Here is a 22092-nt window from a genome sequence, read left to right on the forward strand (position 1 = left end):
TTTCTGAGTTCGCGCCGGGCGCCGGCCTCGTTACGGTTCGCCTCCATGAAGCCAGATGTTCCAGATGCGCCGGATGCCCCAGACCTTCGCTTCGACCGCCGGCGCGTGCTGCATGCGGCTGCCGCGCTGGCCGCCATCGGCACCGCAGGTATTGCCGGTTGGGCACAGGCCGAAGCGCCCTCGCGGGACCTTTCAGGTGTCACGCTGCGCGTGGGCACCTACAAGGGCCTCTGGCGGCCGCTGCTCACCGCCTCGGGGCAGGCGAACACCCCCTACAAGATCGACTGGCGCGAGCTGAACAACGGCGTGCTGCACATCGAGGCCATCAACGGCGACGCGCTCGACCTGGGCTCGGGCAGCGAGATTCCGCCGGTGTTCGCGGCGCGGCAGAAGTCCAGCGTGAAGCTGGTGGCCGTCACGCACGAAGACCTCAACAACCAGGCCACGCTGGCGCGCAAGGACGCGCCGATTCGCACCATTGCCGACTTCAAGGGCAAGCGCGTGGGCTACGTGCGCGCCACCACCTCGCACTACTACCTGGCCAAGCAGCTGGCCGAGGCGGGCCTGTCGTTCAGCGACATCCAGGCCGTGAGCCTCACGCCGTCGGACGGCCTGTCGGCCTTTGCGCGCGGCGACCTCGATGCCTGGGCCATCTACGGCTACAACGGCCAGCTGGCGCGCACGCAGTACGGTGCGCGCACCATCAAGACCGGCGTGGGCTACCTGTCGGGCAACTTCCCCATCTACGCCAACCCGCGCGCGCTCGATGACGCGCTGCGCCGCGCGGCGCTGGGCGACCTGCTGCAGCGACTGCAGCGCGCCTTCGCGTGGATCAATGGCAACTTCCTGGCCTATGCGCGTGCGCAGTCGGCCGAGACGCGCGTGCCCGTCGGCGACATCGTGGAGCTGTTCAACGGCCGCAGCGGCGACTACAGCCTGGGCCCCGTGAGCGAGGCCGTGGTGCGCAGCCACCAGGACGTGGCCGACACCTTCCTGAAGATCGGCGTGCTCGACGGGCCAGCCGACGTGAAGCCGCTGTGGGACCGCAGCTTCGAGAGCCTGCTGCGGGTGCCGGCCGCCTGATTCGGCCGATTCGGCCGGCTTCAGCTTTCACCTCCCCACCTTCCCCGTTCCACCCGAAAAAAGGAAAACTCCATGAGCCAAGCACAGCAAGACGGCGGCGTCGAATTCATCGGCATGATCCAGGGCCAGAAGGTCTCGGAGGTGCACGCCGCGCAGGGCCCGGCCATCGACCGCGACTATGTGCGGGCCTTTGCGCAGGCCCACGAGAGCGCCGGCTTCGACCGCGTGCTGGTGCCGCACCACTCGACCGGCCCCGACGCCACGCTCACCGTGGCCTACGCGGCCTCGGTGACCGAGCGCGTGCAGTTCATGCTCGCGCACCGCCCCGGCTTCGTGGCGCCCACGCTGGCCGCGCGGCAGTTCGCCTCGCTCGACCAGTTCAGCGGCGGCCGGCTCGCGGTGCACTACATTTCCGGCGGCTCCGACGAGGAGCAGCGCCGCGACGGCGACTGGCTAGGCCACGACCAGCGCTACGCCCGCACCGACGAGTACCTCGAGGTGCTGCACAAGGTGTGGACGGCCGACAAGCCCTTCGACCACGAAGGCGCGCACTACCGTTACCAGAACGCGTTCTCGGAAGTGAAACCGCTGCAGACGCGCAACGGCAGGCCGCATGTGCCGGTGTATTTCGGCGGTGCCTCGGAGGCCGCGATTCCGGTGGCGGGCAAGTATGCCGACGTGTACGCGCTGTGGGGCGAGTCGCTGGACCAGGCGCGCGAGCTGACCACGCGCGTGCGGGCCGAGGCGGCGAAGCATGGGCGCAGCGTGCGCTTCTCGGTGTCGTTCCGCCCGATCCTGGCCGAGACCGAGGCGGCCGCATGGGCGCGCGCCGAAGGCATCTTGGCGGAGACCAAGCGCCTGCGCGTGGTGCAGGGCTACAACCGCGGCGGTCCGCAGCAAAGCGAAGGCGCCAAACGCCTGCTGGCCGCGGCCGACAAGGGCCCGCGCGTGGACAAGCGGCTGTGGACCGCGGTGGCGCAGGAGATCGGCGGGCGCTCGAACAGCACCGCGCTGGTGGGCACGCCGGAGCAGGTGGCAGATGCGCTGCTCGACTACTACGACCTGGGCGTGACGACCTTCCTGATTCGCGGGTTCGATCCGCTGGAGGATGCGCTGGACTACGGGCGGGAGTTGATTCCGCGCACGCGGGAGCTGGTGGCGCAGCGCGCGGCTTCGGTGCGCAAGGCAGCCTGATCCTGGTCTTTCTCCCTCCCCCTCTGGGGGAGGGCAGGGGTGGGGGCAAGCGGCCTTTAGCACCGTCATGGCATTCGATGCCGTCGTGCCCCCATCCCGGCCTTCCCCCAGAGGGGGAAGGAGCGAAACCCAAGACCGAACACAGAAAACCGAACACGAGGAATTCCCATGAGTGCCGTTCTCTCCATCGACCGCCAAGCGGTCGCACCCCTCAAGCTCAACCCGAACCCCCAGCAGAAATACTGGTTCGACCCCGTTCCCCCGCGCCCCACCGTGCAGGCCGAACGCCGCCACCGCCAGGAGCGCCTGGCCGGTGCCTTCCGGCTGTTCGCGCGCTTCGGCTTCGCGCAGGGCCTGGCCGGGCACATCACCGCGCGCGACCCCGAGCTCACCGACCACTTCTGGGTCAACCCGCTGGGCATTCACTTCTCGCGCATCAAGGTGTCCGACCTGTTGCTCGTCAACTCGAAGGGCGAGACCGTCATCGGCGACCGGCCGCTCAACAAGGCCGCCTTCGCCATCCACGCGGCCATCCACGAGCACAACCCGAAGATCGTTGCCGCGGCCCACACGCACTCGACCTACGGCAAGGCCTGGTCCACGCTGGGCCGCAAGCTCGACACCCTCACGCAGGACGCTTGCGTGTTCCACGACGACGTGGCGATGTTCGACGACTTCACCGGCATGGTCGTCGACACCAGCGAGGGCGACCGCATCGCGCAGGCGCTGGGCGACAAGAAGGGCGCCATCCTGAAGAACCACGGCATCCTTACCGCGGGCCCCACGGTGGAGGCCGCCGCCTGGTGGTACATCGCGCTGGACAACGCCTGCCACACGCAACTGCTGGCCGAAGCCGCCGGCAAGCCGCAGCCCATCGACGAAGCCACCGCGCGCCACACGCACAGCCAGATCGGCGGGGCCGAAGGCGCCATCCATTCCTTCGACAGCCTGTACCAAGGCCTGGTCGAGGCCGAGCCGGAGCTGCTGCTGTGAACGCACGCACCCCGCTCGTTTCACGGCGCGGCGTGTTGCGCGCAGGCGGTGCCGCCGCCGTGGTCGCCTCCGGCGGGCTGATCGCCTCGCAGGCTTTCTCGCAGCAGGCGCGCAAGCTCACCTTCGCCTGGAACGCCGCCGCGTTCTGCCTGTCACCCGTGGTGGTGGCGCAGGAGCGCGGCTACTTCGAGCGCAACGGCCTGCAGGTCGACCTCATCAACTACACCGGCTCCACCGACCAGCTGCTCGAGTCGCTGGCCACCGCCAAGGCCGACGCGGCCGTGGGCATGATCCACCGCTGGCTCAAGCCGCTGGAGTCGGGCTTCGACGTGAAGATCGTCGGCAGCTCGCATGGCGGCTGCGTGCGGCTGATGGGCGCGAAGAGCGCGGGCGTGACCGACATCGCCAGCCTGAAGGGCAAGAGCATCGGCGTGTCGGACATCACCAGCCCAGGCAAGAACTTCTTCTCGATCCTGCTGACCAAGCACGGCATCGACGCCGACCGCGACGTCACCTGGCGCCAGTACCCGGCCGACCTGCTCGACATCGCGGTGAAGAAGGGCGAGATCCAGGCCATTGCCGACGGCGACCCCAACATCTACCTGATCGAGAAGCGCAACAAGGGCGCGTACGTGGAGGTGGCAAGCAACCTCACGGGCGAATACAAGGACAAGGTCTGCTGCATCGTCGGCGCACGCGGCGAGCTGGTGCGCAAGGACAAGGCCACTGTCGCATCGCTGGTGCGCGCCATTGCGCAGGCCTCCGACTACGTGGCCGAGAACCCGAACGAATCGGCCAAGCTCTTCGCCAAGTACTCGCCCAACGTGGCGGTGGAAGACCTGCGCGCGTTGCTCGGCACGCTCACGCACAACCACCATCCGCTGGGCCGCAACCTGCGCGACGAGGTGGAGTTCTACGCGCGCGATTTCCGTGGCGTGGGCGTGCTCAAGAAAAGCACCGACCCGGTCCGCTTCGCGGAACACGTGTCTTTCGATCCCCTTGCATGAGCAGCGAAACATCCATGACCTTCAGTTCACGCCGACACTTTCTCGTCCAGGGCACATCGGTCGCCGCCGCGGTGGCATTGCCCGGCTGGGCCGCCGCGCAGGGCCGCCCTGTGCTCAAGGCCGGCGACCAGAAGGGCGGCCTGCGCGCGCTGCTCGAGGCGGCGGGCGGCCTCGAGGGGCTCGGCTACGACATCCAGTGGTCGGAGTTTCCGGCCGCCGCGCCGTTGGCTGAAGCACTGAATGCCGCCGCGGTCGACTCCGGCCCCATCGGCGACGCGCCGTTGATCTTCGCGCTGGCCGCCGGCACGCGCGTGAAGGCCATCGGTGCGAACCGCTCCGACTCCTACGGCACGGCGGTGCTCGTGCGCCCCGACTCCACGCTGAAGGCCGCTGCCGACCTGCGGGGGAAGAGCATCGCGACCAACCGCGGCTCCATCGGCCACTACGTCACGCTGAAGGCCATCACGGCGGCGGGGCTCAAGCCGGAAGACGTCAACATCCGCTTCCTGGCCCCCGCCGACGCCAAGCTCGCGCTCACCCAAGGCTCGGTCGACGCCTGGGCGACATGGGAGCCGTACACGGCGCTGGCCGAGGTCAGCAACCATGCGCGCGTGCTGGTCAGCGGCCGCGGCCTGTTGCCGGGCCTGAGCTACCTGGCAGCCACCGACAGCGCCATCGCAGCCAAGCGCCCGGTGCTGCAAGACTTTCTGCAGCGCGTGGTGAAGGCGCAGCTCTGGTCGTACCGCAACGTCGACGCCTACTCGGCCGCGCTGGCCCGCATCATCGGCATTCCGCCCGAGGCCGCGAAGCTGCAGTTCGAACGTCGCCAACAGAAGTGGGTGGCCATCGATGCGCAGGTGATCGCGGACCAGCAGGGCACGGCGGACTTCTACCGGCAGGTCGGGCTCATCAAGCAGTCGCTGGATGTCAAGGGGACCTTCGATGCCGGGTTTGGCGTGGCTGGTTAGGGCCGCGCGTTGCGTTTCAGGGCGGCCTGTTCACCCGTCCCGAACAGCAACGGCAAACAGCGCACAACCACAAAACCGTAGCTGAGTCCAAGACACGCATAGATGCGTCCGCTGAGAAGCAGGAGCCAGTGCATAGAGTCATTGCATGACTTCAGCCACCGACACCTCCTACGCCATTCCCCCCGCAGCCGTCCATTCGCTGCCCATCCAGGGCGAGCGTGCGCGCTTTCCGGTCAACCGCATCTTCTGCGTGGGCCGCAACTACTCCGAACATGCACGCGAGATGGGGCACAACCCTGACCGCGAACCGCCGTTCTTCTTCATGAAGCCGGCCAATGCCATCGTGGCCGACGGCGGCGAGTTTGCCTACCCATCGTTGTCGAATGATGTGCACCATGAAATCGAACTGGTGGTGGCGCTGAAGACCGGTGGGTCGAACATCGCGGCCTCCGCCGCGCTCGAACATGTCTACGGCTACGCCGTGGGCCTGGACATGACCCGCCGCGACCTGCAAGGCGAGGCCAAGAAAATGGGCCGCCCGTGGGACACCGGCAAGGCCTTCGACGGCTCCGCGCCCTGCGGCGAACTGGTGCCCGTGGCCAAGGCCGGCCACCCCGCAAAGGGCGAGATCCGCCTCGACGTGAACGGCGCCCAGCGCCAGGTCGGCGACCTGGCCGACATGATCTGGAACGTGCCCGACACCATCGCCTACCTCTCGACCCTGTTCACGCTGCAGCCCGGCGACCTGATCTTCACCGGCACGCCCGCCGGCGTGGCGGCCGTGCAGCGCGGCGACCGCATGCGTGGCGCCGTGGCGGGCGTGGGCGTGCTGGAAGTCGTGGTCGTCTGACCCTCCCGCGCCGGGCCGCCGGCGAGTTGGCGTACGCTCGCGGGCAGCAGCCCGCAGCCACGCCAGCCCCGATGCGTTCTTCTTCTCCTTCTTCATCTTCCGCCGCCACGTCCGTGCGCACCTACGGCATGCACGAGCGTGCCGACCACCTCGACTTCGACATCCGCTTCCAGGGCGCGCGCAACGAGCTCACGCTGCCGCACCGGCATGCGTACTTCCAGATCCAGGTCGGCATCGAAGGCAGCTCGCAGCAGGCCATCGGCGGCGAGGTGCGGCCCTTCGGCCCGCGCCACCTGAGCTTCGTGCTGCCGTACCGGGTGCACGTCATTCCGCATCCGCCCGAGGCGCTGTACTGCATCGTCAACTTCGACCAGCGCTTTCTCTGGCCCGAGCTCGAGGTCGATGCGCTCGACCTGGACGACGTGTCGCTCGCGCGGCACCCCGACCTCGCGCCCTTCCTGTTCCAGGAGTACGTCGACTTCGCCTTCGACGAGGCCGACTTCGCGCGCATCCGCGGCTGGCTCGACGAGTTGCACGCGCTGAACACCGGCCGCAACTTCGGCGCGAAGATCGCGATGCGCGGCATCGTGCAGCAGGTCATCGGGCTGGCGTGCATGCGCCAGGAGCAGGCGCTGATGCGGCTCTCGCTCCAGCACAACGGCAAGACCTCGCAGCGCGACGCCCTGCAGCGCGTGGTGCGCTACGTGCGCGACAACCTCGACAAGCCGCTGTCGCTCACCGACGCAGCCGCCGCCGCGTTCCTCTCGCCCAACTACCTGGCCAACCTGCTGCGCAAGGAAACCGACCGCACCTTCACCGACCTGGTGACCGAGCGGCGCATCGAGCGCGCGAAGGAGCTGCTGTCGTCCACCTCGCTGCTGGTGCGGGAGATTGCGCACCAATGCGGCTTCACCGACGAGGCCTACTTCAACCGGCGGTTCAGGCAGTGGGTGGGGACCACGCCGCGCAACTTCCGGCGCGAGCACGTGGTGGGCACGCGCGGCTGACCGGGTTCGAAGCGACGCTTGACGGCGCGCACGGCTAGCTGCGTTCGCAGGCCCGCGCCAGTTGCGACAGCCGCTTCACCAGCGGCTCGAACAGCTCCGCCGATGTGTTGCCGTAGCCCAGCACCAGCCCGTTGTCCGTGGGCAGCGGCTGCATCGCGAACCCCGACAGCGCGGACGGCGCGATGCGATGGCGCAGCGCCTCGGCGGCGATCTTGCGGTCGTCGAAGCGCTCCGGCAGCCGCACCGTCAGGTGCAGGCCGCAGTAGCCGCCTTCGATCTCGTGCGGCACCTTCAGGTGCTTGTGCAGCGCCAGCCGCAGCGCCAGCTGCCGGTCGCGGTACAGCCGGCGCATGCGGCCCAGGTGGCGGCTGAACTGGCCGCTCTCGATGAAGTCGGCCATGGCCAGTTGCTCGTAGCGGTGGCCGCCGCGCAGCATTTCTTCGAGCGGCGACTGCACGCTCGCCACCAGGTGCGCGGGCAGCACCACAAAACCCAGCCGCAGCGACGGGAACATGGTCTTGCTGAAGGTGCCCACGTAGAGCACGGGCGCGTCGTCGACCAGCCCCTGCATCGCGCCGATGGGCTCGCCGGTGTGGCGGAACTCGCTGTCGTAGTCGTCCTCGATGATCCAGGCGCCGTGCTCGCGCGCCCGCGCGATCAGCTCCAGCCGGCGCGCGATGCCCAGCACCGCGCCGGTCGGATACTGGTGCGAGGGCGTGGTGTAGACCAGCCGGGGCGGGTGCCTGCGCCAGTCTTGCGCGCTCGCGCACAGGCCCTCGGCGTCGACGCGCAGCGGCACCACGCGCAGGTCGCCCGCATGCATCGCGGCCTTGACGCCGCGGTAGCCCGGGTCTTCGACCCAGCCGGTGTCGCCGGGGTTCGACAGCAGCCGCACGCACAGCGTGATGGCCTCCTGCGCGCCCTCGGCGATGACGACCTGCCGCGGCTCGCAGCGCACGCCGCGCGCCACCGACAGGTGCCGTGCAATGGCCGCGCGCAACGGCGGTTCGCCCAGCGGGTCGCCGTAGCCCAGCGCGGCGGCGCCCGCGCCGCGGATCGCGCGGTCGAGCGCGCCGCGCCATGCGGCAAACGGAAAGTGCGACAGCGCGGGCACGCCGGGGCGCAGCGCCGCGTCCGCGTCGGCGCGGGAGGCGCTGGGCCTGATCGACGCGAGGCGCTTGGCCGTGACGGGCGCAGCAGCAACAGGCGCGGTGCCTGTGCGGGAGCGAGGCGTCGGTGCCGGCGTCGGCGCCGACAGTTCGGTCACGCGCGTGCCCTGGCGGTCGGGCTGCACATAGCCCTCGGCGGCCAGGTGCTCGTAGGTGGCGGTGACGGTGTTGCGCGAGATGGCGAGCGACTCGGCCAGTGCGCGCGAGCCCGGCAGGCGGCTGCCGGGGGCCAGGCCGCCGTCGAGAATGGCGCGCTTGAGCCGGTCGTACAGCTGGCGCTGCATGGAGCCCGCGTCGCGGTCCTTCACGAGCGGGGATTCGAGCGGCGCGGCGGCGGCGGTGTGGGCGGCGGGGGCGGTGTGGGAGCGGGGAATTCGTGGCACCATGAAATGAAGAATGCGTGGCGCTTTCCATGGAGCCACGGCTCGGCTACTTTACGTGCTCCCGCACCGTTTCTCCAGCTGCTTCGAAAGACACCCGCATGCCAGAGCGCCACAACGAATTCGGCCAGTCCGTCGGCCCCGAGGTCCCCGGTTGGGCGCCGCGCGCATTGCCGCCGCGCCAACCGGTGGAAGGGCGCTTCTGCACGCTGGTGCCGCTCGATGCGGCCACGCATGCCGACGACCTCCATGCCGCCTACGCGCAGGCGCCGGATGGACGCGACTGGACTTACCTGTTCGTCGAACGACCGGCCGACCTGCAGAGCACCCGCGCCTATGTGGAGCGTGCGTCCCAAAGCGCGGACCCCATGCACTTCGCCGTGGTCGACGGCCAGAGCGGTCGGGCCGTAGGCACCTTGGCGCTGATGCGCATCGACCCCACGCACGGCGCCATCGAGGTGGGCAGCGTCACCTTTTCGCCGCTGCTCAAGCAGACGCCGATGTCGACCGAAGCCCAGTACGTGCTGATGAAGCTCGCCTTCGACACGCTGGGCTATCGCCGCTACGAGTGGAAGTGCGACAACTTCAACGAGCCCTCCAAGCGCGCGGCGCTGCGGCTGGGCTTTCAGTTCGAAGGCATCTTTCGCCAGGCCGTGGTCTACAAGGGGCGAAGCCGGGACACGGCGTGGTTCTCGATCACCGACCGCGAATGGCCGGCCTTGCGCACCGCCTTCGAGCGCTGGCTGTCGCCCGAGAACTTCGATGCGCAGGGCCGCCAGCGCATGTCGCTGGACAAGTTCCGCCTGCCGTCCTGAGCTTGGGCTCCCCGGGTTATTTCGCAGCGGGCGCGGGGAGCGCCTCGCACAGAAAGTCGAGAAAGGCGCGTACCACCTCGGGCAAGGTGCGCCCGGCCAGGGTCTGCAGCTCGACCGAGCGGTCGCGCATGCCGCGCTCGCGAATTTCCGCGGCATGCAGCTCGCCGCGCCGCACGCGTTCGCGCACGGTGATCTCGCCGGCAATCGCGAGGCCGCCGCCGTGCAGCACGAAGTTGGCGAGCGCCTCGAAGCGGTTGGTCACCAGCGCGGGCTCGAACACCACGCCGCGGTTGCCGCAGGCCACGTCGAACAACTGGCGCACGGTGGTGTCGGGCCCCGACAGCGCGATGGGAAACGGCAGCATCTGCGCCAGCGTCACGCTGCGGTGCCTGGCCAGCGCATGGTCGGGGCGCATCAGCGCGAACACCGAGGCCGTCTGGCGGTGCGCCACGCGAACGCCCTGCACCGCGGCGCGGCTGTAGGTGAGGCCGATGTCGGCGTTGCCGAGCAGCACGGCCTCGGTGACCTCGGCGGGGTCGCAGGCCCTCAGCTCGAACTGGATGCCGGGGTGCAGCGCGCGAAAGGCGACGATGGCCTGCGGCAGGAACTCGTTGGCAAAGCCCGACGAGCACGCGATGCGCACATGCCCGCGCTGCAGGCCCTGCAGCCCCTGGATGTCGGACACCACGCGCTCGGCCTCCAGCGCACCGCGCCGCGCATGCGCGGCCAGCAGCTCGCCGGCGGCGCTGGGCACCATGCCGCGCGGGCGGCGCTCGAACAGCGGCACGCCCAGCAGCTCCTCGAGCATGGCCACCTGCCGGCTGATGGCCGAGGCGCCGACGTTCAGGCGCGTGGCCGCCTCGGTCAGCGAGCCGCTGCGCACCACCTCGAGAAAGTAGCGCAGCGAGGTTTCCTGCAGGCGATGGGACGTCATGGCGGCGGGCGCAGGCGGGCTGCGTTGCATAAAACGCAAAGATATCCCGAAAAATCGGCAATTGTTCAAAGGCACGGCTTTGCCTAGACTGCCTCCGAACTGTCACCAAACTGTCGCCGATCCATCGCACAAGCGGACCCACACCCATGCCACTCCAGCCCAGAACCTCGCGCAGCCCCTTCTCGCGCAGCCCCTTCTCGCTGCTCCCCCTGGCTTTCGTCGCGGCCGCGTGCATGGCCACCGTGGCCAGCGCCGCCGACCTGTCCGCCGCCGATGCCGAGCGCCACGCGCAGGCCACCTACCGCGAGTACTTCGAGCTGCTGTCCCTGCCCAACGATGCCATCGCGCCGGAAGACGTCCGCAAGAACGTCGATTGGCTGGAGCAGGCCTTTCGCAAGCGCGGCTTCACCACGCAGCAACTGCCCAATGACGGCAAGCCGATGCTCTACGCCGAGTACCAGGGGGCCGATCCGTCGCGCAAGACGGTGCTTTTCTACATGCACCTCGACGGCCAGCCGGTCGTGCCCGCGCAGTGGGCGCAGAAGAGTCCGTGGACGCCCGTGCTCAAGCGCAAGGCGGCCAACGGCGGGTGGGAAGAAATCGACTCGGCGCCGCTTTTCAGCGGCCCGCTGGACCCCGAGTGGCGCGTGTTCGGCCGGGCGTCGGCCGACGACAAGGGGCCGATCATGATGATGTTGGCCGCCATCGACGCGCTGAAGGCCGGCGGCGCGCAGCCGGCGGTGAATGTGAAGGTCATTCTGGACAGCGAGGAAGAAAAGGGCTCGCCCTCGATCAGCAAGGTGATGCAGGCGCACCGCGAGCTGCTGCGCAGCGACGCCATCGTGATCCACGACGGCCCCATGCACGCCACCAACCGGCCCACGCTGGTGTTCGGCAACCGCGGCGCGGCCAAGGCCGCGCTCACGGTGTACGGCGCCAAGGTGCCGCTGCACAGCGGGCACTACGGCAACTACGCGCCCAACCCGGCCCAGCGCCTGGCCAACCTGCTGGCCTCGATGAAGAACGACGAGGGCCGGGTGACCGTGGCCGGCTACTACGACCGCGTGAAGATCGCCGAGGCCGACCGCAAGATCATGGCCGCCGTGCCCGACGACGAGGCCGCGCTCAAGCGCCGACTGGGCATCGCGAAGACCGACAAGGTCGGCGCCAACTACCAGGAGGCCATGCAGTACCCCTCGCTGAACGTGCGCGGCATGGCCGCGGCGTCGGTGGGCGACAAGGTGGCCAACATCGTGCCCGACAAGGCCGTGGCCGAGCTCGACCTGCGCACCACGCCCGACTCCGACCCGGCCTACCTGGGCCAGCTCATCCAGACGCACATCGAGCGCCAGGGCTACCACCTGGTCAAGGGCGAGCCCAGCGACGAAGACCGCGCGCGCTACGACAAGCTCGCCAGCTTCTCCTACCAGAGCGAGGGCGGCGACGCGGCGGGCTCGCAGATCGATTCGCCCGTGGGGCAGTGGGCCTACAAGGCGCTCACCGGCACCTTCGGCACGCAGCCCGAGCCGGTGCGCATCCGCATGATGGGCGGCACCGTGCCCACGGCGGAGATCGTGCGCGTGCTGCCCGTGCCTTTCGCGATCATTCCGCTGGTGAACGCCGACAACAACCAGCACGCAGCCAACGAGAACCTGCGCATGGGCAACTACGTGAGCGGCGTGCGCACGGTGTACGGGTTGGTGACGCAGCCGTTTTAAGGCTGCGCTGGCCCGGGCTCAGCCGGCCGCGCCCGGCGTCCCGCTTCAGCCAGCCTTGCCCGGCTTCTGCGACTGCTCGCACTCGACCTGGATCAGCTCCCGCTCCTCCAGCGTCGCGCCGATGCGCACCGCGCTCAGGCAGCCGCCCCACACGCAGCCGGTGTCGGTGGAGAGCAGGTCGGGCCGCGAGAGCCAGCCCAGTGTCGACCAGTGGCCGAAGGCGACCGTGGCCTTGGCCGTCTTGCGGCCGGGCACGTCGAACCAGGGCATGAAGCCTTCGGGCGCGGTGGCGGCGCTGTCTTTGGCCTCGAACTCCATCACGCCCTCGGCCGAGCAGAAGCGCAGCCGCGTCAGTGCGTTGACGATGGCGCGCAGCCGCGCGCTGCCGGTGAGCGCGTCGCTCCACTGCGCGGGCTCGTTGCCGTACATCGTCATCAGGAACTCGCCCAGCGCCGGCCCGCGCAGTACCGATTCGACCTCCGACGCCAGCACCAGCGTGTCGCCCACGCTCCACTGCGGCAGCACGCCCGCATGCACCATCAGCAGGTCGCCGGTGCCGATGCGCATGTGCAGCGCCATGTGCTGCTGGCGCACCCAGTCGAGCAGCGCCTCGCTGTCGGGCGCGGCCAGCAGTTCGGCCAGCGTGTCCTTGCGGCCGGGCTTGCGCGCGCCGTGCGCCACGCCCAGCAGGTGCAGGTCGTGGTTGCCCAGCAGGCTCTGCGCGGCGGCGCCGTAGCCCTGCACGCGGCGCAGCACCGCGAGCGAATCGGGGCCCCGGTTCACCAGGTCGCCGAGCAGCACGATGGTGTCGCGGCTGGGGGAGAAATCGATCTTTTGCAGCAGCCGGCCGAGGGGGGCGTCGCAGCCTTGCAGGTCGCCAATCAAGTAAAGTGCCATTCCCTCATTCTCTCCCTCAGTTCATGGATGTCTTCCTCCTGGCCTTGCTGACCACGCTCAACGCGTTGTTCGCAATGTCCGAAATGGCCCTTTCCACCAGCCGGCGCGCACGTCTCGCGGCTTTGGCCGAAACGGGAGACCTCGGCGCGGTGGCCGCGCTGAAGCTGATGGAGTCGCCCACGCAGTTTCTTTCGACGGTGCAGATCGGCATCACCTCCATCGGCATGCTCAGCGGCATCGTCGGCGAGGCGGCCTTCGCGGCGCCGCTGGCCGTGTGGATGGAATCCGTGGGCATGGGCGCGGGCACGGCCAGCATCGTGTCCACCGCCTGCGTGGTGACCTGCATCACCTTTTTCACCATCATCTTCGGCGAGCTGGTGCCCAAGCGCATCGGCCAGCTCTACCCCGAGCCGGTGGCGCGCTGGGTGTCGCGCCCCATGCGCGGGCTGGCCAAGGGCGCCAAGCCCTTCGTGTGGCTGCTGGCGGGCGCCACGGCCACCATGCTGAAGCTGCTGCGCATCGACGCCAACGCGGCGCGCCACGTGACCGAGGAAGAAATCTCGGCCAGCCTCGAAGAAGGCGTGGACGCCGGCGTCATCGAGCACCACGAGCACCAGATGGTGCGCAATGTGTTTCACCTTGATGACAGGCGCCTGTCGTCGCTGATGATCCCGCGCGCCGACATCGAGTGGCTCGACGCCTCCTTCACCGTGCAGCAGGCGCTGCAGAAGGTGGCCGACGCGGCCGCGCTCAACCTGGTGCATTCGTGGTACCCGGTGTGCCGCAACTCGCTGGACGACGTGGTCGGCGTGATCAGCGTGGCCCACCTGCTGCGCCTGGGCTCCGCCCACGCCGGCGCGCTCGGCAGGGAGGCGACGCCCGCCGTGTTCGTACCCGAGACCCTTACCGGCATGGAGCTGCTCGAGCAGTTCCGCGAGCGCGCGGGCCGCCTGGTGTTCGTGGTCGACGAGTACGGCGTGGTGCAGGGCCTGATGACCCCGCGCGACCTGCTCGAGGCCATCACCGGCGAGCTGCAGCCCGGCATGCAGACCGACGCCTGGGCCCGCGAGCGGCCCGACGGCGTGTGGGAGCTCGACGGGCTCATGCCCGTGTCGGAGCTGCGCGCGCGCCTGGGCATTCGCGAGCTGCCCGAGGAAGAGCGCGGGCGCTACAACACCGTGGCCGGCCTGCTGATGTCGGTGTCGGGCCACCTGCCCGAAGTGGGCGAGCAGATCGACTGCGCCGGCTGGAGCTTCGAGATCGTCGAGCTCGAAGGCCGCCGCATCGACCGCGTGCTGGCCTCACCCGACCCGGCCTCGCTGGCCCGCGAAGACTAGGGCGCGGGCCGATGCTGTCGCTGCTCGCACTCAACTGCCCCCAATGCTCCGCGCCGTTGCCGCGTGCCGCCCGCTGGCGCACCGTCAACTGCAGCTACTGCGGCGCCACCATCGTGCGCGGCACGCAAACCGTGGAGCGCGAGAGCTTTCGCGCCGCGCTGCGCCGCGCCAATGCGGACGTGCCGGGTGGGCGCATCCTGACCTGGCGCGGTGCCCGCTACCGCGTGCTGGCGCCGCTGGCCACCGGCGAGCACAGCGAGGTGCTGCTGGCCGAACGGCTGGGCGCCTTGCCCGAACGCGTCACGCTGAAGCTGGCGCGCGACACCGCCGCCGACAAGGTGCTGCTGCGCGAAGCCGCCGTGCTGAAGTCGCTGCAAGAGCTTTCGGTGGCGGGCGCCGCCTATTTCACGCGGCGGCTGCCGCAACCTATTGGTACTGGTGTGGGTACGGGCGTGGCCGAGGGCTTGGGCGACGGTGCCCGCCAGGCCTTGGTGCTGCGCCACCCGACCGGCTTCTGGGGCAGCCTGCAAGACGTGCAGCAAGCCAACCCGCAGGGCATCGACCCGCGCCACGCCGTGTGGCTGTGGCGCCGCATGCTCGAGGTGCTGGCCTTTGTGCATGGCGCCGGCTGGACGCACCGCGACCTGTCGCCCGCGCATGCGCTGGTGCACCCGCGCGACCACGGCGTGCTACTCATCGGCTGGTCGCGCGCGCAGCACGCCACCGGCGCTGCGCACACGGGCGCCGTGGTGCGCGACCTGATGCAGGCCGCATGGACCGTGCGCGCCGTGCTCGACGGCGGCGGGGCCGGTGAGCCCGGGGTGGGCAGCCGCACGCCCGCGCCATTGGCCGCCTTGCTGCGCCAGTGCAGCGAAGACGCCGCCGCATGCCAGCGCCTGGGCGCGCAGGGCATCGAGCAGGCGCTTTCCGCCGCGTCGACCGAGGCCTTCGGGCCGTCGAGGTTCGTGCCCTTCGATCCCGCGCCGCGCGCCGGCGCCTGAACAACAGAGCTACAGCAGAGCCACCAAAGGAGGTCTTTCATGGGATACGGAAACTATTCGCACGCCGCTCACACGGCGCTGATTGCCGACCGCGCCGCCAAGCCCGGTTCCGAGGTCTTCACCCAGCGCAACACGCATGCGCTGATGAACCCGCAGGGGCTCAAGGTGCGCGAGTCGCGCGACAACGCCGACCACCCGAACTCGCTGGGCATCGTGTTCGCGCTCGACGTCACCGGCTCCATGGGCGACATTCCGCAGACCCTGGCGCGCCGCGAGCTGCCCAACTTCATGAAGCTGCTGACCGACTGCGGCGTGCCCGACCCGCAGCTCATGTTCATGGCCATCGGCGACGCCACCTCCGACAGCGCGCCGCTGCAGGTGGGCCAGTTCGAGTCGACCGCCAACCTCATGGACCAGTGGCTCACCTGGAGCTACCTCGAAGGCGGCGGTGGTGGCAGCGGCGAAGAAAGCTACGAGCTGGCCTTCTACGTCATGGCGCAGCACACCGACATGGACTGCTGGGTCAAGCGCAAGAAGCGCGGCTACCTGTTCGTCACCGGCGACGAGCTGCCGTACCCCGCCGTGTCGCGCCACCAGATCGAAGGCCTCATCGGCGAGAAGCTCGACGAGGACATTCCCATCGAAGAGGTGATCGCCGCCGCGGCCGAGACCACGAACCTTTTCTTCCTGATTCCCGACGCGCAACGCCGCCGCCGCTGCGAAGGCCGCTGGCGCGAGCTGCTGGGCGACCACGTGATCTGCATGGACTCGCCCGACGACGCCTGCGCCGTGGCGGCCGGCATCGTCGCTCTCACTGAAAAGGCCGTGCCCAGCCTCGAGGCGCTGGCCGGCGTGATGAGCGGCACCGGCATGGCCAAGGAGCGCGTGGGCGGTGTGCTGCACGCGCTGGACGCGTACGCCGCGCTGCTCGACCCGGGCGCATCGCGCCGCGCGCCGCCGGCCGTGGCCACGGCCGCCGCCAACCCGCGCTCGTCGTGGTGGAAGCGGCTGTTCGGCTGATGACCCGGTGAGCGCCGCCGCACCCGCCACGCGCTACGTCTCGCTGCTGGGGCTGGGCTTCGGGGACTGCGGCAAGGGGCTGTTCACCGACCACCTGTGCGGCGCGCTGCAAGCCCACACCGTGGTGCGCTTCAACGGCGGCGCGCAGGCGGGGCACAACGTGGTGGTGGACGATCGAGCAGGTGGACCCGGTCGGCGGCACCACACGTTCTCGCAGTTCGGCGCCGGCAGCTTCCACGCGGGCGTGGGCACCGTGCTGGCGAGCCCGGTGGTGGTGCACCCCACCGCGCTGCGCGTCGAAGAAGCGGCGCTGCGCCAGGCCGGCGTGCGCGATGCCTTCTCTCGTTTGCTGATCGACGCACGCTGCCGCGTGACCACGCCGTTCCATCAGGCCGCTGGCCGGCTGCGCGAATGGGCGCGCGGTCAGGGCGCGCATGGCAGCTGCGGCGTGGGCGTGGGCGAGACCGTGCGGCATGCGCTCGCTGCGCCCGACGAGGCGCTGCACTACGGCGACTTGACACTCCCCGCCCGCGCGCTCGACAAGCTGGAGGCGCAGCGCACCACGCTCTTGCGCGAGTTCGCGGCCACGGCGCCTTCGCATGCCGATGCCGCGCAGGAACGCGCCATGCTGCAGGACGACTCGCTCGCCCGGCGCTGGCTAGCCGCCGTGGCGCCGTGCCTGTCGCAGTCGCCGCCCGCCAGCCCGGACCGCATCGCCGAGCGCCTTGCGCGCCCCGGCACCGTGGTGTTCGAGGGCGCGCAGGGCGTGCTGCTCGACGAGTGGCGCGGCTTTCATCCGCACACCACCTGGAGCACCATTTCGACCGCCGCGGTCGAGGCCGGGTTGCGCGACGTGGGCATCGACATCGACGTCGGCAACGGTGCCGGCGTGCGTCACCTGGGCGTGCTGCGCAGCTACCTCACGCGGCATGGCGCGGGCCCCTTGCCCACGCACGACCGCGCGCTCGATGCCCGCTTGCCCGAGCCGCACAACGCGGACGAAGGCTGGCAGGGCGTGTTCCGGCGCGGGCACCCCGATGCGGTGCTGCTGCGCTACGCGCTCGAAGCCGTGGGCCCGCTCGACGGGCTGGTCGCCAGCCACCTGGACGCCGTCGAAGGCGGGGGCTTTCGGTGGTGCGCTGGCTATCACGGTGCAGACGGTTCGCGCATCGACTCCTTGCCGCTTTGCCCTGCGCCCGATCTTGCGCATCAACACGCGTTGACGCAGCAGTTGCACGCCGCACAACCGCTGTACGAACCCGGCACCATCGCGACACCGCGGGAATGGATCGAGCGCGTCGAAGCGCTCAGCGGCCTGCCGGTGCGTTACGGTGCCTTCGGCCCGACGCGCGACACGGTGCGCGCGCTGCAACCCCTCGGCCTGTCGCCGAGTCGATGAAAGACTTCGTGAACTGGAACCTTCCCTTGATCGTCGGCGCCGCGCTCAGCGCCATCGCGGCGCTGCTGCACGTCTGCATCGTGTTCGGCGGGCCCGCGTGGTACCGCTTCTTCGGCGCGGGGGAGCGCATGGCCTCGGGCGCCGCGGCCGGGCACCTGTATCCGCCCATCGTCACGCTGCTGATTGCGAGCGTGCTCGGCGTCTGGGCGGCTTACGCGCTCTCGGGCGCCGGCGTGCTGCAGCCCTTGCCGCTGCTGAGCATCGTGCTGCCCGCGATCACCGGCGTGTACCTGGTGCGGGGGCTGGCGGCGTTGGCGCTCTTCTTCTTTGCCCGCGAGCGGCTGAGCGCCTTCTGGGTATGGAGCTCGCTGAACTGCCTCGGGTTCGGCGTGGTGCACCTGGTGGGGCTGGTGCAGGTGTGGGCCGGCCTTTGAACCTGCCGCGGGGGCAGGGCGTCTTCAAGCCTTCGGCTTCGCCTTCTTTTTCGCAGCGGCTGACTTGCCCGCGCTGTTGTGCGCGATGGCCTCGCGTATCAGCGCCTTGAAGGCCGTCGCGTCGATTTCCACGCCTTCCGCGATGTCGATCGCGCGGCGCATGTTGCCCTCGAGGCTCGCGTTGAAGAGGCCCGCCGGGTCTTTCAGCGACGCGCCCTTGGCAAAGGTCAGCTTCACGACGCTCTTGTAGGTTTCGCCGGTGCACAGGATGCCGTCGTGTGACCACACCGGCGTGCCCATCCACTTCCATTCCTCGACCACGTCGGGGTCGGCCTGCTGGATGAGCTTGCGCATGCGCGCGAGCGTGGCGCCGCGCCAGTCCGCCAGGTCGGCGATCTTCTGGGTGATGAGCGTCGATGCCGGCTGGGCGTCGCTCGCGGGGGGCTTCGTCATGGTCTCGTCTTTCTGGGCTCCGCAGAAACCGCCGTGCGGATTCGGCGGGCGATGTTACGGCGCGCGCCCACACCGTCGCAAGCCGCAGCCCGCCGGGAGGCGTCACACGGCTTGCCTAAAATGCGAGTCCCCCCGCTCGCCACCCGCCCATGCAACTCGACGTTCCCACGCTCATGCTTACGCTGGGGCTGGGCTATCTGTTGTTCGCATGGCAGCTGGTGCTCGTGCGCCGGCGCCTGAAGTCCGACCGCGCGCTGGCGCTCTGGGCCAAGGGCTGCGTCTTCTTGCTGGCCGGCATGGTGGCCCTGTTGTCTCGGCTGGTGCTGCCCGAGTGGGTGGCCGCGCTGGTCGGCAACCCGCTGGTGCTGTGCGGCATGCTGTATTTCAACCAGGCGATCTACCTGTTCGTGGGCAAGCAGCCCACGCCGAAATGGGTCACCGGGCTGGTGGTCGCGGCCATCGTGGCGGCGCCGGTGCTGCTGGCGTGGCCCGTGAGCACGCGCTCGATGGTCTATTCGGGCGTGATGATGCTGCTGTCGGGCGCCATCGCGCTGCACGTGTTTCGCCATGCGTGGCATGCCGAGAGCACCATGCGCGCCGTGGGCTGGACCATGCTGCTGCTGAGCGTGGCGCACGCCGGTCGCTCGGTGCAGGCCGGGCTGATGCCCGACCAGTACCAAAGCTTTTTCCAGTCGAGCGTGGGGCAGGGCATCGTCGTGCTGCTGGCCTTTCTTGCATTGCTGGGCAGCGGCATGGGGTTTGTGCTGGCGTGCCTGGAGCGCACCGCCAAGAGCATGGAGTTCCTGGCCAGCCACGACGCGCTGACCGGCTGCCTGAACCGCCGCAGCTTCGACCCGCTGTGCACGCACGAGGTCGCGCGCAGCCACCGCAGCGGCGAGCCGCTGGCGCTGCTGCTGCTCGACCTGGACCACTTCAAGCGCGTGAACGACCTGCACGGCCACCGCAGCGGCGACCTGGTGCTGCAGGGCTTCGCCCGGCGCGTGCAGGCGCGGCTGCGCTCGGCCGACGTGTTCGCCCGACTCGGCGGCGAGGAGTTCGCGGTGCTGCTGCCCGACACCGACCTGGCCGGCGCCCTCAGCGTGGCCGACTACCTGTGCCGTTCGGTGGCCGGCACGCCGGTGCGGCTCGCCGACAACGAGGTCTTCGAGCTGACCGTGTCGCTCGGCGTGGCCATGCTGGCGCCGGAGCGCCATGGGCGGCAGGCGGCGAAGACCGCGACGGCGGCAAGCCTGTCGCCCGAGCTGCTGTACATGCGCGCCGACCAGGCGCTGTACCAGGCCAAGCGGCAGGGGCGCAACCGGGTGGTGGTGTGGGAGGAAGACGCGGCGGCTGAGGGCGATGTGCGGGCCGCGGCCTGACGACCACGCCTACGGCTGTTCGTCCGCGGACTTGCCAGGGCTGGCCACGACACCGTGACCGCAGCCCGCCGAGTGAACATGGGCAGGCGAGCTGCCTGCCGGCTCGATCCTCCGGTTCCAGCTCGACCCAAGAATGACGCTGCAGATATCGACCCGCCGAAACTGCGGGTCCTTGAACGCCAGAACGTCGTCGTTGAACGTGCCGAAGGTGCTGTCCGGGCGGTGCTTCATGCCCTGGTAGAAGGCGTCGATGATCCCGTGCTGGAAGTCCGATTCCCGCGGAAAGGCCGCGACGACCGCCTCGCGCTGCGCATCGGTGAACTGGTCGTAGCCGCGCCCGGCGACGTCCATGCCGGCGCCCGCCTGCACCAGCGCGATCTCGGGGCGCATGAACTGCGGAATGCCGGGCGTGGTGTGCAGCGCCACCGCGTTCCAGACTGTCTCGATGTCGGCGTCGCCGATGCCGTGGCGCTTGAGGAAATCGCGCGCAGCGTTCGCGCCGTCGACCTCGAAGCGCAGCTGGCTGTTCTCGTAGCGCGCGCTGAGGCCGATGTCATGGAACATCGACGCGGCGTAGAGCAGTTCCGCGTCGAACTTCAATCCCGTTCGCGTTCCCGTCAACGCAGCCCAGCAATAGACCCGCACCGAATGGTGGAAGAGCAGGTCGCTCTCGGTGTCGCGAATGAGCTGTGTCATTTCGCGCGCGAGTCGGCTGTCCGGAATGCGCACGCCTGCGATGTGGTCGAGCGTCATGGTGGTCTCCTTGTCAGTGTGCAAAGCCGAGAAACCGCGCGAAGCCGTCGGCGCGTTCGCGCGGCATGCCGGCCTGGTTCACGGGCGCCGCCGAGTCTCCGTGGCCCATCGACATGCCGAAGGCGGTGATCTCCTCGGGCGGCATCTGCAGGCGGCCCGCGATCGTGTCGTGCAACTGCGCGAAGGCCACCTGCGGGCAGGTGTCCAGGCCGCGCGCTTTCGCGGCGATCATCACGCTCTGCGCGAAGAGCCCGAGGTCGATCCAGCTGTGCGGCTTCAGCCTGCGGTCGATGCTGAAGATTAGCCCGACCGGCGCGCCGAAGAATGAAAAGTTCCGCTCGGTCTGGCGCGCGCGCGCCGTGGCGTCGTCGCGATCGATGCCCAGCGACCCGTAGTACCGCGCGCCGAAGTCGAGCAGTCTCGTGTGGAACAGCGCCGGCAACGGCGCAGGGAAGTGCGTGGGCGCGGTCGCCTTTCCGGCACGGAATGCATCGACGAGCGCGCTGGCCAGCTCGTCTTTCACCGCGCCGTTGACCACATGCACCCGCCAGGGCTGGATGTTGGCGCCGCTCGGGGCGCAGGCCGCGTCTTCCAGAATTTCTTGCACGAGTTCACGCGGCAAGGGCTGCGGCTTGAACGCGCGAACCGACCGCCGCGCGCGCATGACGGACGAAACGCACCTGGCAATGTCCTGCGGGGACCAGTCGCTTGTCGTGGGGGCCATGGCTACTCCTGCGGCGCGTGGTCGTACGAGATGCGGCCCGACGGCAGGAAGAACAGCGCGATCACCGCGCCGCCCCTGGCCTCGGGATAGTGGTGGCTGCCCGGGGGTGGGGCGGTCCAGCCGCCGGCGCACCAGCCGTTCGGTCCGTTCAGGGCGGCACCGGCGTCCAGCGGAATCACCATGTTGAATTCGCCATAGGGATGGCCGTGGTACTGGCCCCGGAAGCGGTGGTCGGGGTGGCCCTGCCGGTTGGCCGTGCTGTTCATGTAGACGGCGGTGATGCTGAAGTGCAGCGTGCGCTCGGAAGGCTCCGCGATGCGGCTGCGGCGGTACGCCGGTCCGTCGACTTCGACGTTCGCCGCCCAGCCGTCTTCCACGCCTTTCACCGCCAGGCGCGCCAGGGCCTGGTAGAGGGCGCTGCCGGGCCCGTACGTCTGGTTCAACCAGTGTTCGACGGCGGCGCCGGCGGTCATGTCCTTCACTTCCTGCAGGAAGGGAATGCAGCGCTCGATGAGCGCTTCCTTGTCTCGAATGTCTCGAATGAGGGTCTGGTTCGTCATGGTCTCGTTCTGCTTCG

Annotated in this window: 22 protein-coding genes; 15 read left to right on the plus strand and 7 right to left on the minus strand. The window is 69.6% G+C overall.

The genetic code is table 11. The features are described 5' to 3' along the window. Positions 1–45: 45 nt before the first annotated feature. From QTI51_RS20015 to QTI51_RS20045, 7 genes are all read left to right on the plus strand, one after another. Complete coding sequence (locus QTI51_RS20015; RefSeq protein ID WP_286515292.1) at positions 46–1083, plus strand: ABC transporter substrate-binding protein; 1038 nt, start codon at positions 46–48, stop codon at positions 1081–1083. Positions 1084–1155: 72 nt separating this feature from the next. After that, positions 1156–2277, plus strand: coding sequence for an LLM class flavin-dependent oxidoreductase (locus tag QTI51_RS20020; RefSeq protein ID WP_286515293.1), 1122 nt, complete (start codon positions 1156–1158; stop codon positions 2275–2277). A gap of 168 nt (positions 2278–2445) precedes the next feature. Further along, positions 2446–3270 (plus strand): class II aldolase/adducin family protein, encoded by an 825-nt coding sequence (locus QTI51_RS20025; protein ID WP_286515294.1) that lies wholly within the window; start codon positions 2446–2448, stop codon positions 3268–3270. Beyond that, the gene (locus QTI51_RS20030) at positions 3267–4277 is read left to right on the plus strand and encodes an ABC transporter substrate-binding protein (RefSeq protein ID WP_286515295.1); all 1011 of its coding nucleotides are present in this window, start codon (positions 3267–3269) and stop codon (positions 4275–4277) included. The genes QTI51_RS20025 and QTI51_RS20030 overlap by 4 nt, the downstream gene beginning before the upstream one ends. Before the next feature lie 14 nt (positions 4278–4291). After that, complete coding sequence (locus tag QTI51_RS20035; RefSeq protein WP_116911384.1) at positions 4292–5245, plus strand: ABC transporter substrate-binding protein; 954 nt, start codon at positions 4292–4294, stop codon at positions 5243–5245. 145 nt (positions 5246–5390) lie between these two features. Then, positions 5391–6095 carry a fumarylacetoacetate hydrolase family protein gene (locus QTI51_RS20040; protein ID WP_116911193.1) on the plus strand — a complete coding sequence of 235 codons (705 nt, stop codon included), beginning with the start codon at positions 5391–5393 and terminating at the stop codon, positions 6093–6095. Positions 6096–6166: 71 nt separating this feature from the next. Then, a complete protein-coding gene (locus QTI51_RS20045) occupies positions 6167–7102 on the plus strand; it encodes a helix-turn-helix transcriptional regulator (protein ID WP_116911192.1) in 936 nt (311 codons plus the stop codon). A gap of 34 nt (positions 7103–7136) precedes the next feature. Here the strand turns inward: QTI51_RS20045 and pdxR are convergent, their stop codons facing one another. Further along, positions 7137–8654: a MocR-like pyridoxine biosynthesis transcription factor PdxR gene (pdxR, locus tag QTI51_RS20050; protein WP_503011528.1), complete on the minus strand. Its 1518-nt coding sequence runs from the start codon at positions 8652–8654 to the stop codon at positions 7137–7139. A gap of 98 nt (positions 8655–8752) precedes the next feature. Between pdxR and QTI51_RS20055 the strand changes: the two genes are divergently transcribed. Then, entirely contained in the window at positions 8753–9466 is a 714-nt protein-coding gene (locus tag QTI51_RS20055) for a GNAT family N-acetyltransferase (protein WP_286515297.1), read from the plus strand. A 16-nt stretch (positions 9467–9482) separates the two neighbouring features. On the opposite strand, the gene QTI51_RS20060 is transcribed toward QTI51_RS20055, so the two are convergent. Continuing rightward, a complete protein-coding gene (locus tag QTI51_RS20060) occupies positions 9483–10400 on the minus strand; it encodes a LysR family transcriptional regulator (RefSeq protein WP_286515299.1) in 918 nt (305 codons plus the stop codon). 233 nt (positions 10401–10633) lie between these two features. On the opposite strand from QTI51_RS20060, the gene QTI51_RS20065 reads away from it, so the two are divergent. Then, the gene (locus tag QTI51_RS20065) at positions 10634–12118 is read left to right on the plus strand and encodes a M20/M25/M40 family metallo-hydrolase (protein WP_286515736.1); all 1485 of its coding nucleotides are present in this window, start codon (positions 10634–10636) and stop codon (positions 12116–12118) included. A gap of 45 nt (positions 12119–12163) precedes the next feature. Here the strand turns inward: QTI51_RS20065 and QTI51_RS20070 are convergent, their stop codons facing one another. After that, on the minus strand, positions 12164–13015 hold the full coding sequence (locus QTI51_RS20070; protein WP_286515300.1) for a symmetrical bis(5'-nucleosyl)-tetraphosphatase: 852 nt from the start codon (positions 13013–13015) through the stop codon (positions 12164–12166). Positions 13016–13038: 23 nt separating this feature from the next. Between QTI51_RS20070 and QTI51_RS20075 the strand changes: the two genes are divergently transcribed. The 5 genes from QTI51_RS20075 to QTI51_RS20095 are packed head-to-tail and all read left to right on the plus strand — an operon-like array spanning position 13039 to position 18206. Next, complete coding sequence (locus tag QTI51_RS20075) at positions 13039–14352, plus strand: hemolysin family protein (RefSeq protein WP_286515302.1); 1314 nt, start codon at positions 13039–13041, stop codon at positions 14350–14352. 11 nt (positions 14353–14363) lie between these two features. Further along, on the plus strand, positions 14364–15353 hold the full coding sequence (locus tag QTI51_RS20080) for a lipopolysaccharide kinase InaA family protein (RefSeq protein ID WP_286515303.1): 990 nt from the start codon (positions 14364–14366) through the stop codon (positions 15351–15353). Positions 15354–15392: 39 nt separating this feature from the next. After that, positions 15393–16373, plus strand: a complete 981-nt coding sequence (locus QTI51_RS20085) for a VWA domain-containing protein (protein WP_116911185.1) — start codon at positions 15393–15395, stop codon at positions 16371–16373. 7 nt (positions 16374–16380) lie between these two features. Then, positions 16381–17772, plus strand: coding sequence for an adenylosuccinate synthetase (locus tag QTI51_RS20090; RefSeq protein ID WP_286515304.1), 1392 nt, complete (start codon positions 16381–16383; stop codon positions 17770–17772). A gap of 8 nt (positions 17773–17780) precedes the next feature. Next, positions 17781–18206 carry a hypothetical protein gene (locus QTI51_RS20095; RefSeq protein ID WP_286515305.1) on the plus strand — a complete coding sequence of 142 codons (426 nt, stop codon included), beginning with the start codon at positions 17781–17783 and terminating at the stop codon, positions 18204–18206. A gap of 24 nt (positions 18207–18230) precedes the next feature. On the opposite strand, the gene QTI51_RS20100 is transcribed toward QTI51_RS20095, so the two are convergent. Next, positions 18231–18659, minus strand: coding sequence for a DUF1801 domain-containing protein (locus QTI51_RS20100; RefSeq protein WP_116911182.1), 429 nt, complete (start codon positions 18657–18659; stop codon positions 18231–18233). A 149-nt stretch (positions 18660–18808) separates the two neighbouring features. Here QTI51_RS20100 and QTI51_RS20105 point away from each other — a divergent pair, with 149 nt between their 5' ends. Next, positions 18809–20038 carry a GGDEF domain-containing protein gene (locus QTI51_RS20105; protein ID WP_286515308.1) on the plus strand — a complete coding sequence of 410 codons (1230 nt, stop codon included), beginning with the start codon at positions 18809–18811 and terminating at the stop codon, positions 20036–20038. 9 nt (positions 20039–20047) lie between these two features. Here the strand turns inward: QTI51_RS20105 and QTI51_RS20110 are convergent, their stop codons facing one another. The 3 genes from QTI51_RS20110 to QTI51_RS20120 are packed head-to-tail and all read right to left on the minus strand — an operon-like array spanning position 20048 to position 22075. Continuing rightward, complete coding sequence (locus tag QTI51_RS20110; RefSeq protein WP_286515309.1) at positions 20048–20791, minus strand: HD domain-containing protein; 744 nt, start codon at positions 20789–20791, stop codon at positions 20048–20050. 13 nt (positions 20792–20804) lie between these two features. Continuing rightward, a complete protein-coding gene (locus QTI51_RS20115) occupies positions 20805–21515 on the minus strand; it encodes a nitroreductase (RefSeq protein ID WP_286515310.1) in 711 nt (236 codons plus the stop codon). A gap of 2 nt (positions 21516–21517) precedes the next feature. Continuing rightward, a complete protein-coding gene (locus QTI51_RS20120; RefSeq protein WP_286515311.1) occupies positions 21518–22075 on the minus strand; it encodes a 4-hydroxylaminobenzoate lyase in 558 nt (185 codons plus the stop codon). Between the last annotated feature and the right edge of the window lie 17 nt (positions 22076–22092).

Origin of the sequence: Variovorax sp. J22G73 (genome assembly GCF_030317035.1) — a bacterium.
GTDB lineage: Bacteria > Pseudomonadota > Gammaproteobacteria > Burkholderiales > Burkholderiaceae_C > Variovorax.

What these genes read in the sequence shown, in the direction of transcription:
- QTI51_RS20015 (WP_286515292.1), top strand. Translation starts at nt 46, where the DNA reads ATGAAGCCAGATGTTCCAGATGCGCCGGATGCCCCAGACCTTCGCTTC.
- QTI51_RS20020 (WP_286515293.1), top strand. Translation starts at nt 1,156, where the DNA reads ATGAGCCAAGCACAGCAAGACGGCGGCGTCGAATTCATCGGCATGATC.
- QTI51_RS20025 (WP_286515294.1), top strand. Translation starts at nt 2,446, where the DNA reads ATGAGTGCCGTTCTCTCCATCGACCGCCAAGCGGTCGCACCCCTCAAG.
- QTI51_RS20035 (WP_116911384.1), top strand. Translation starts at nt 4,292, where the DNA reads ATGACCTTCAGTTCACGCCGACACTTTCTCGTCCAGGGCACATCGGTC.
- QTI51_RS20040 (WP_116911193.1), top strand. Translation starts at nt 5,391, where the DNA reads ATGACTTCAGCCACCGACACCTCCTACGCCATTCCCCCCGCAGCCGTC.
- QTI51_RS20045 (WP_116911192.1), top strand. Translation starts at nt 6,167, where the DNA reads ATGCGTTCTTCTTCTCCTTCTTCATCTTCCGCCGCCACGTCCGTGCGC.
- QTI51_RS20055 (WP_286515297.1), top strand. Translation starts at nt 8,753, where the DNA reads ATGCCAGAGCGCCACAACGAATTCGGCCAGTCCGTCGGCCCCGAGGTC.
- QTI51_RS20060 (WP_286515299.1), bottom strand. Translation starts at nt 10,400, where the DNA reads ATGACGTCCCATCGCCTGCAGGAAACCTCGCTGCGCTACTTTCTCGAG.
- QTI51_RS20065 (WP_286515736.1), top strand. Translation starts at nt 10,634, where the DNA reads ATGGCCACCGTGGCCAGCGCCGCCGACCTGTCCGCCGCCGATGCCGAG.
- QTI51_RS20070 (WP_286515300.1), bottom strand. Translation starts at nt 13,015, where the DNA reads ATGGCACTTTACTTGATTGGCGACCTGCAAGGCTGCGACGCCCCCCTC.
- QTI51_RS20075 (WP_286515302.1), top strand. Translation starts at nt 13,039, where the DNA reads ATGGATGTCTTCCTCCTGGCCTTGCTGACCACGCTCAACGCGTTGTTC.
- QTI51_RS20080 (WP_286515303.1), top strand. Translation starts at nt 14,364, where the DNA reads ATGCTGTCGCTGCTCGCACTCAACTGCCCCCAATGCTCCGCGCCGTTG.
- QTI51_RS20085 (WP_116911185.1), top strand. Translation starts at nt 15,393, where the DNA reads ATGGGATACGGAAACTATTCGCACGCCGCTCACACGGCGCTGATTGCC.
- QTI51_RS20100 (WP_116911182.1), bottom strand. Translation starts at nt 18,659, where the DNA reads ATGACGAAGCCCCCCGCGAGCGACGCCCAGCCGGCATCGACGCTCATC.
- QTI51_RS20105 (WP_286515308.1), top strand. Translation starts at nt 18,809, where the DNA reads ATGCAACTCGACGTTCCCACGCTCATGCTTACGCTGGGGCTGGGCTAT.
- QTI51_RS20110 (WP_286515309.1), bottom strand. Translation starts at nt 20,791, where the DNA reads ATGACGCTCGACCACATCGCAGGCGTGCGCATTCCGGACAGCCGACTC.
- QTI51_RS20115 (WP_286515310.1), bottom strand. Translation starts at nt 21,515, where the DNA reads ATGGCCCCCACGACAAGCGACTGGTCCCCGCAGGACATTGCCAGGTGC.
- QTI51_RS20120 (WP_286515311.1), bottom strand. Translation starts at nt 22,075, where the DNA reads ATGACGAACCAGACCCTCATTCGAGACATTCGAGACAAGGAAGCGCTC.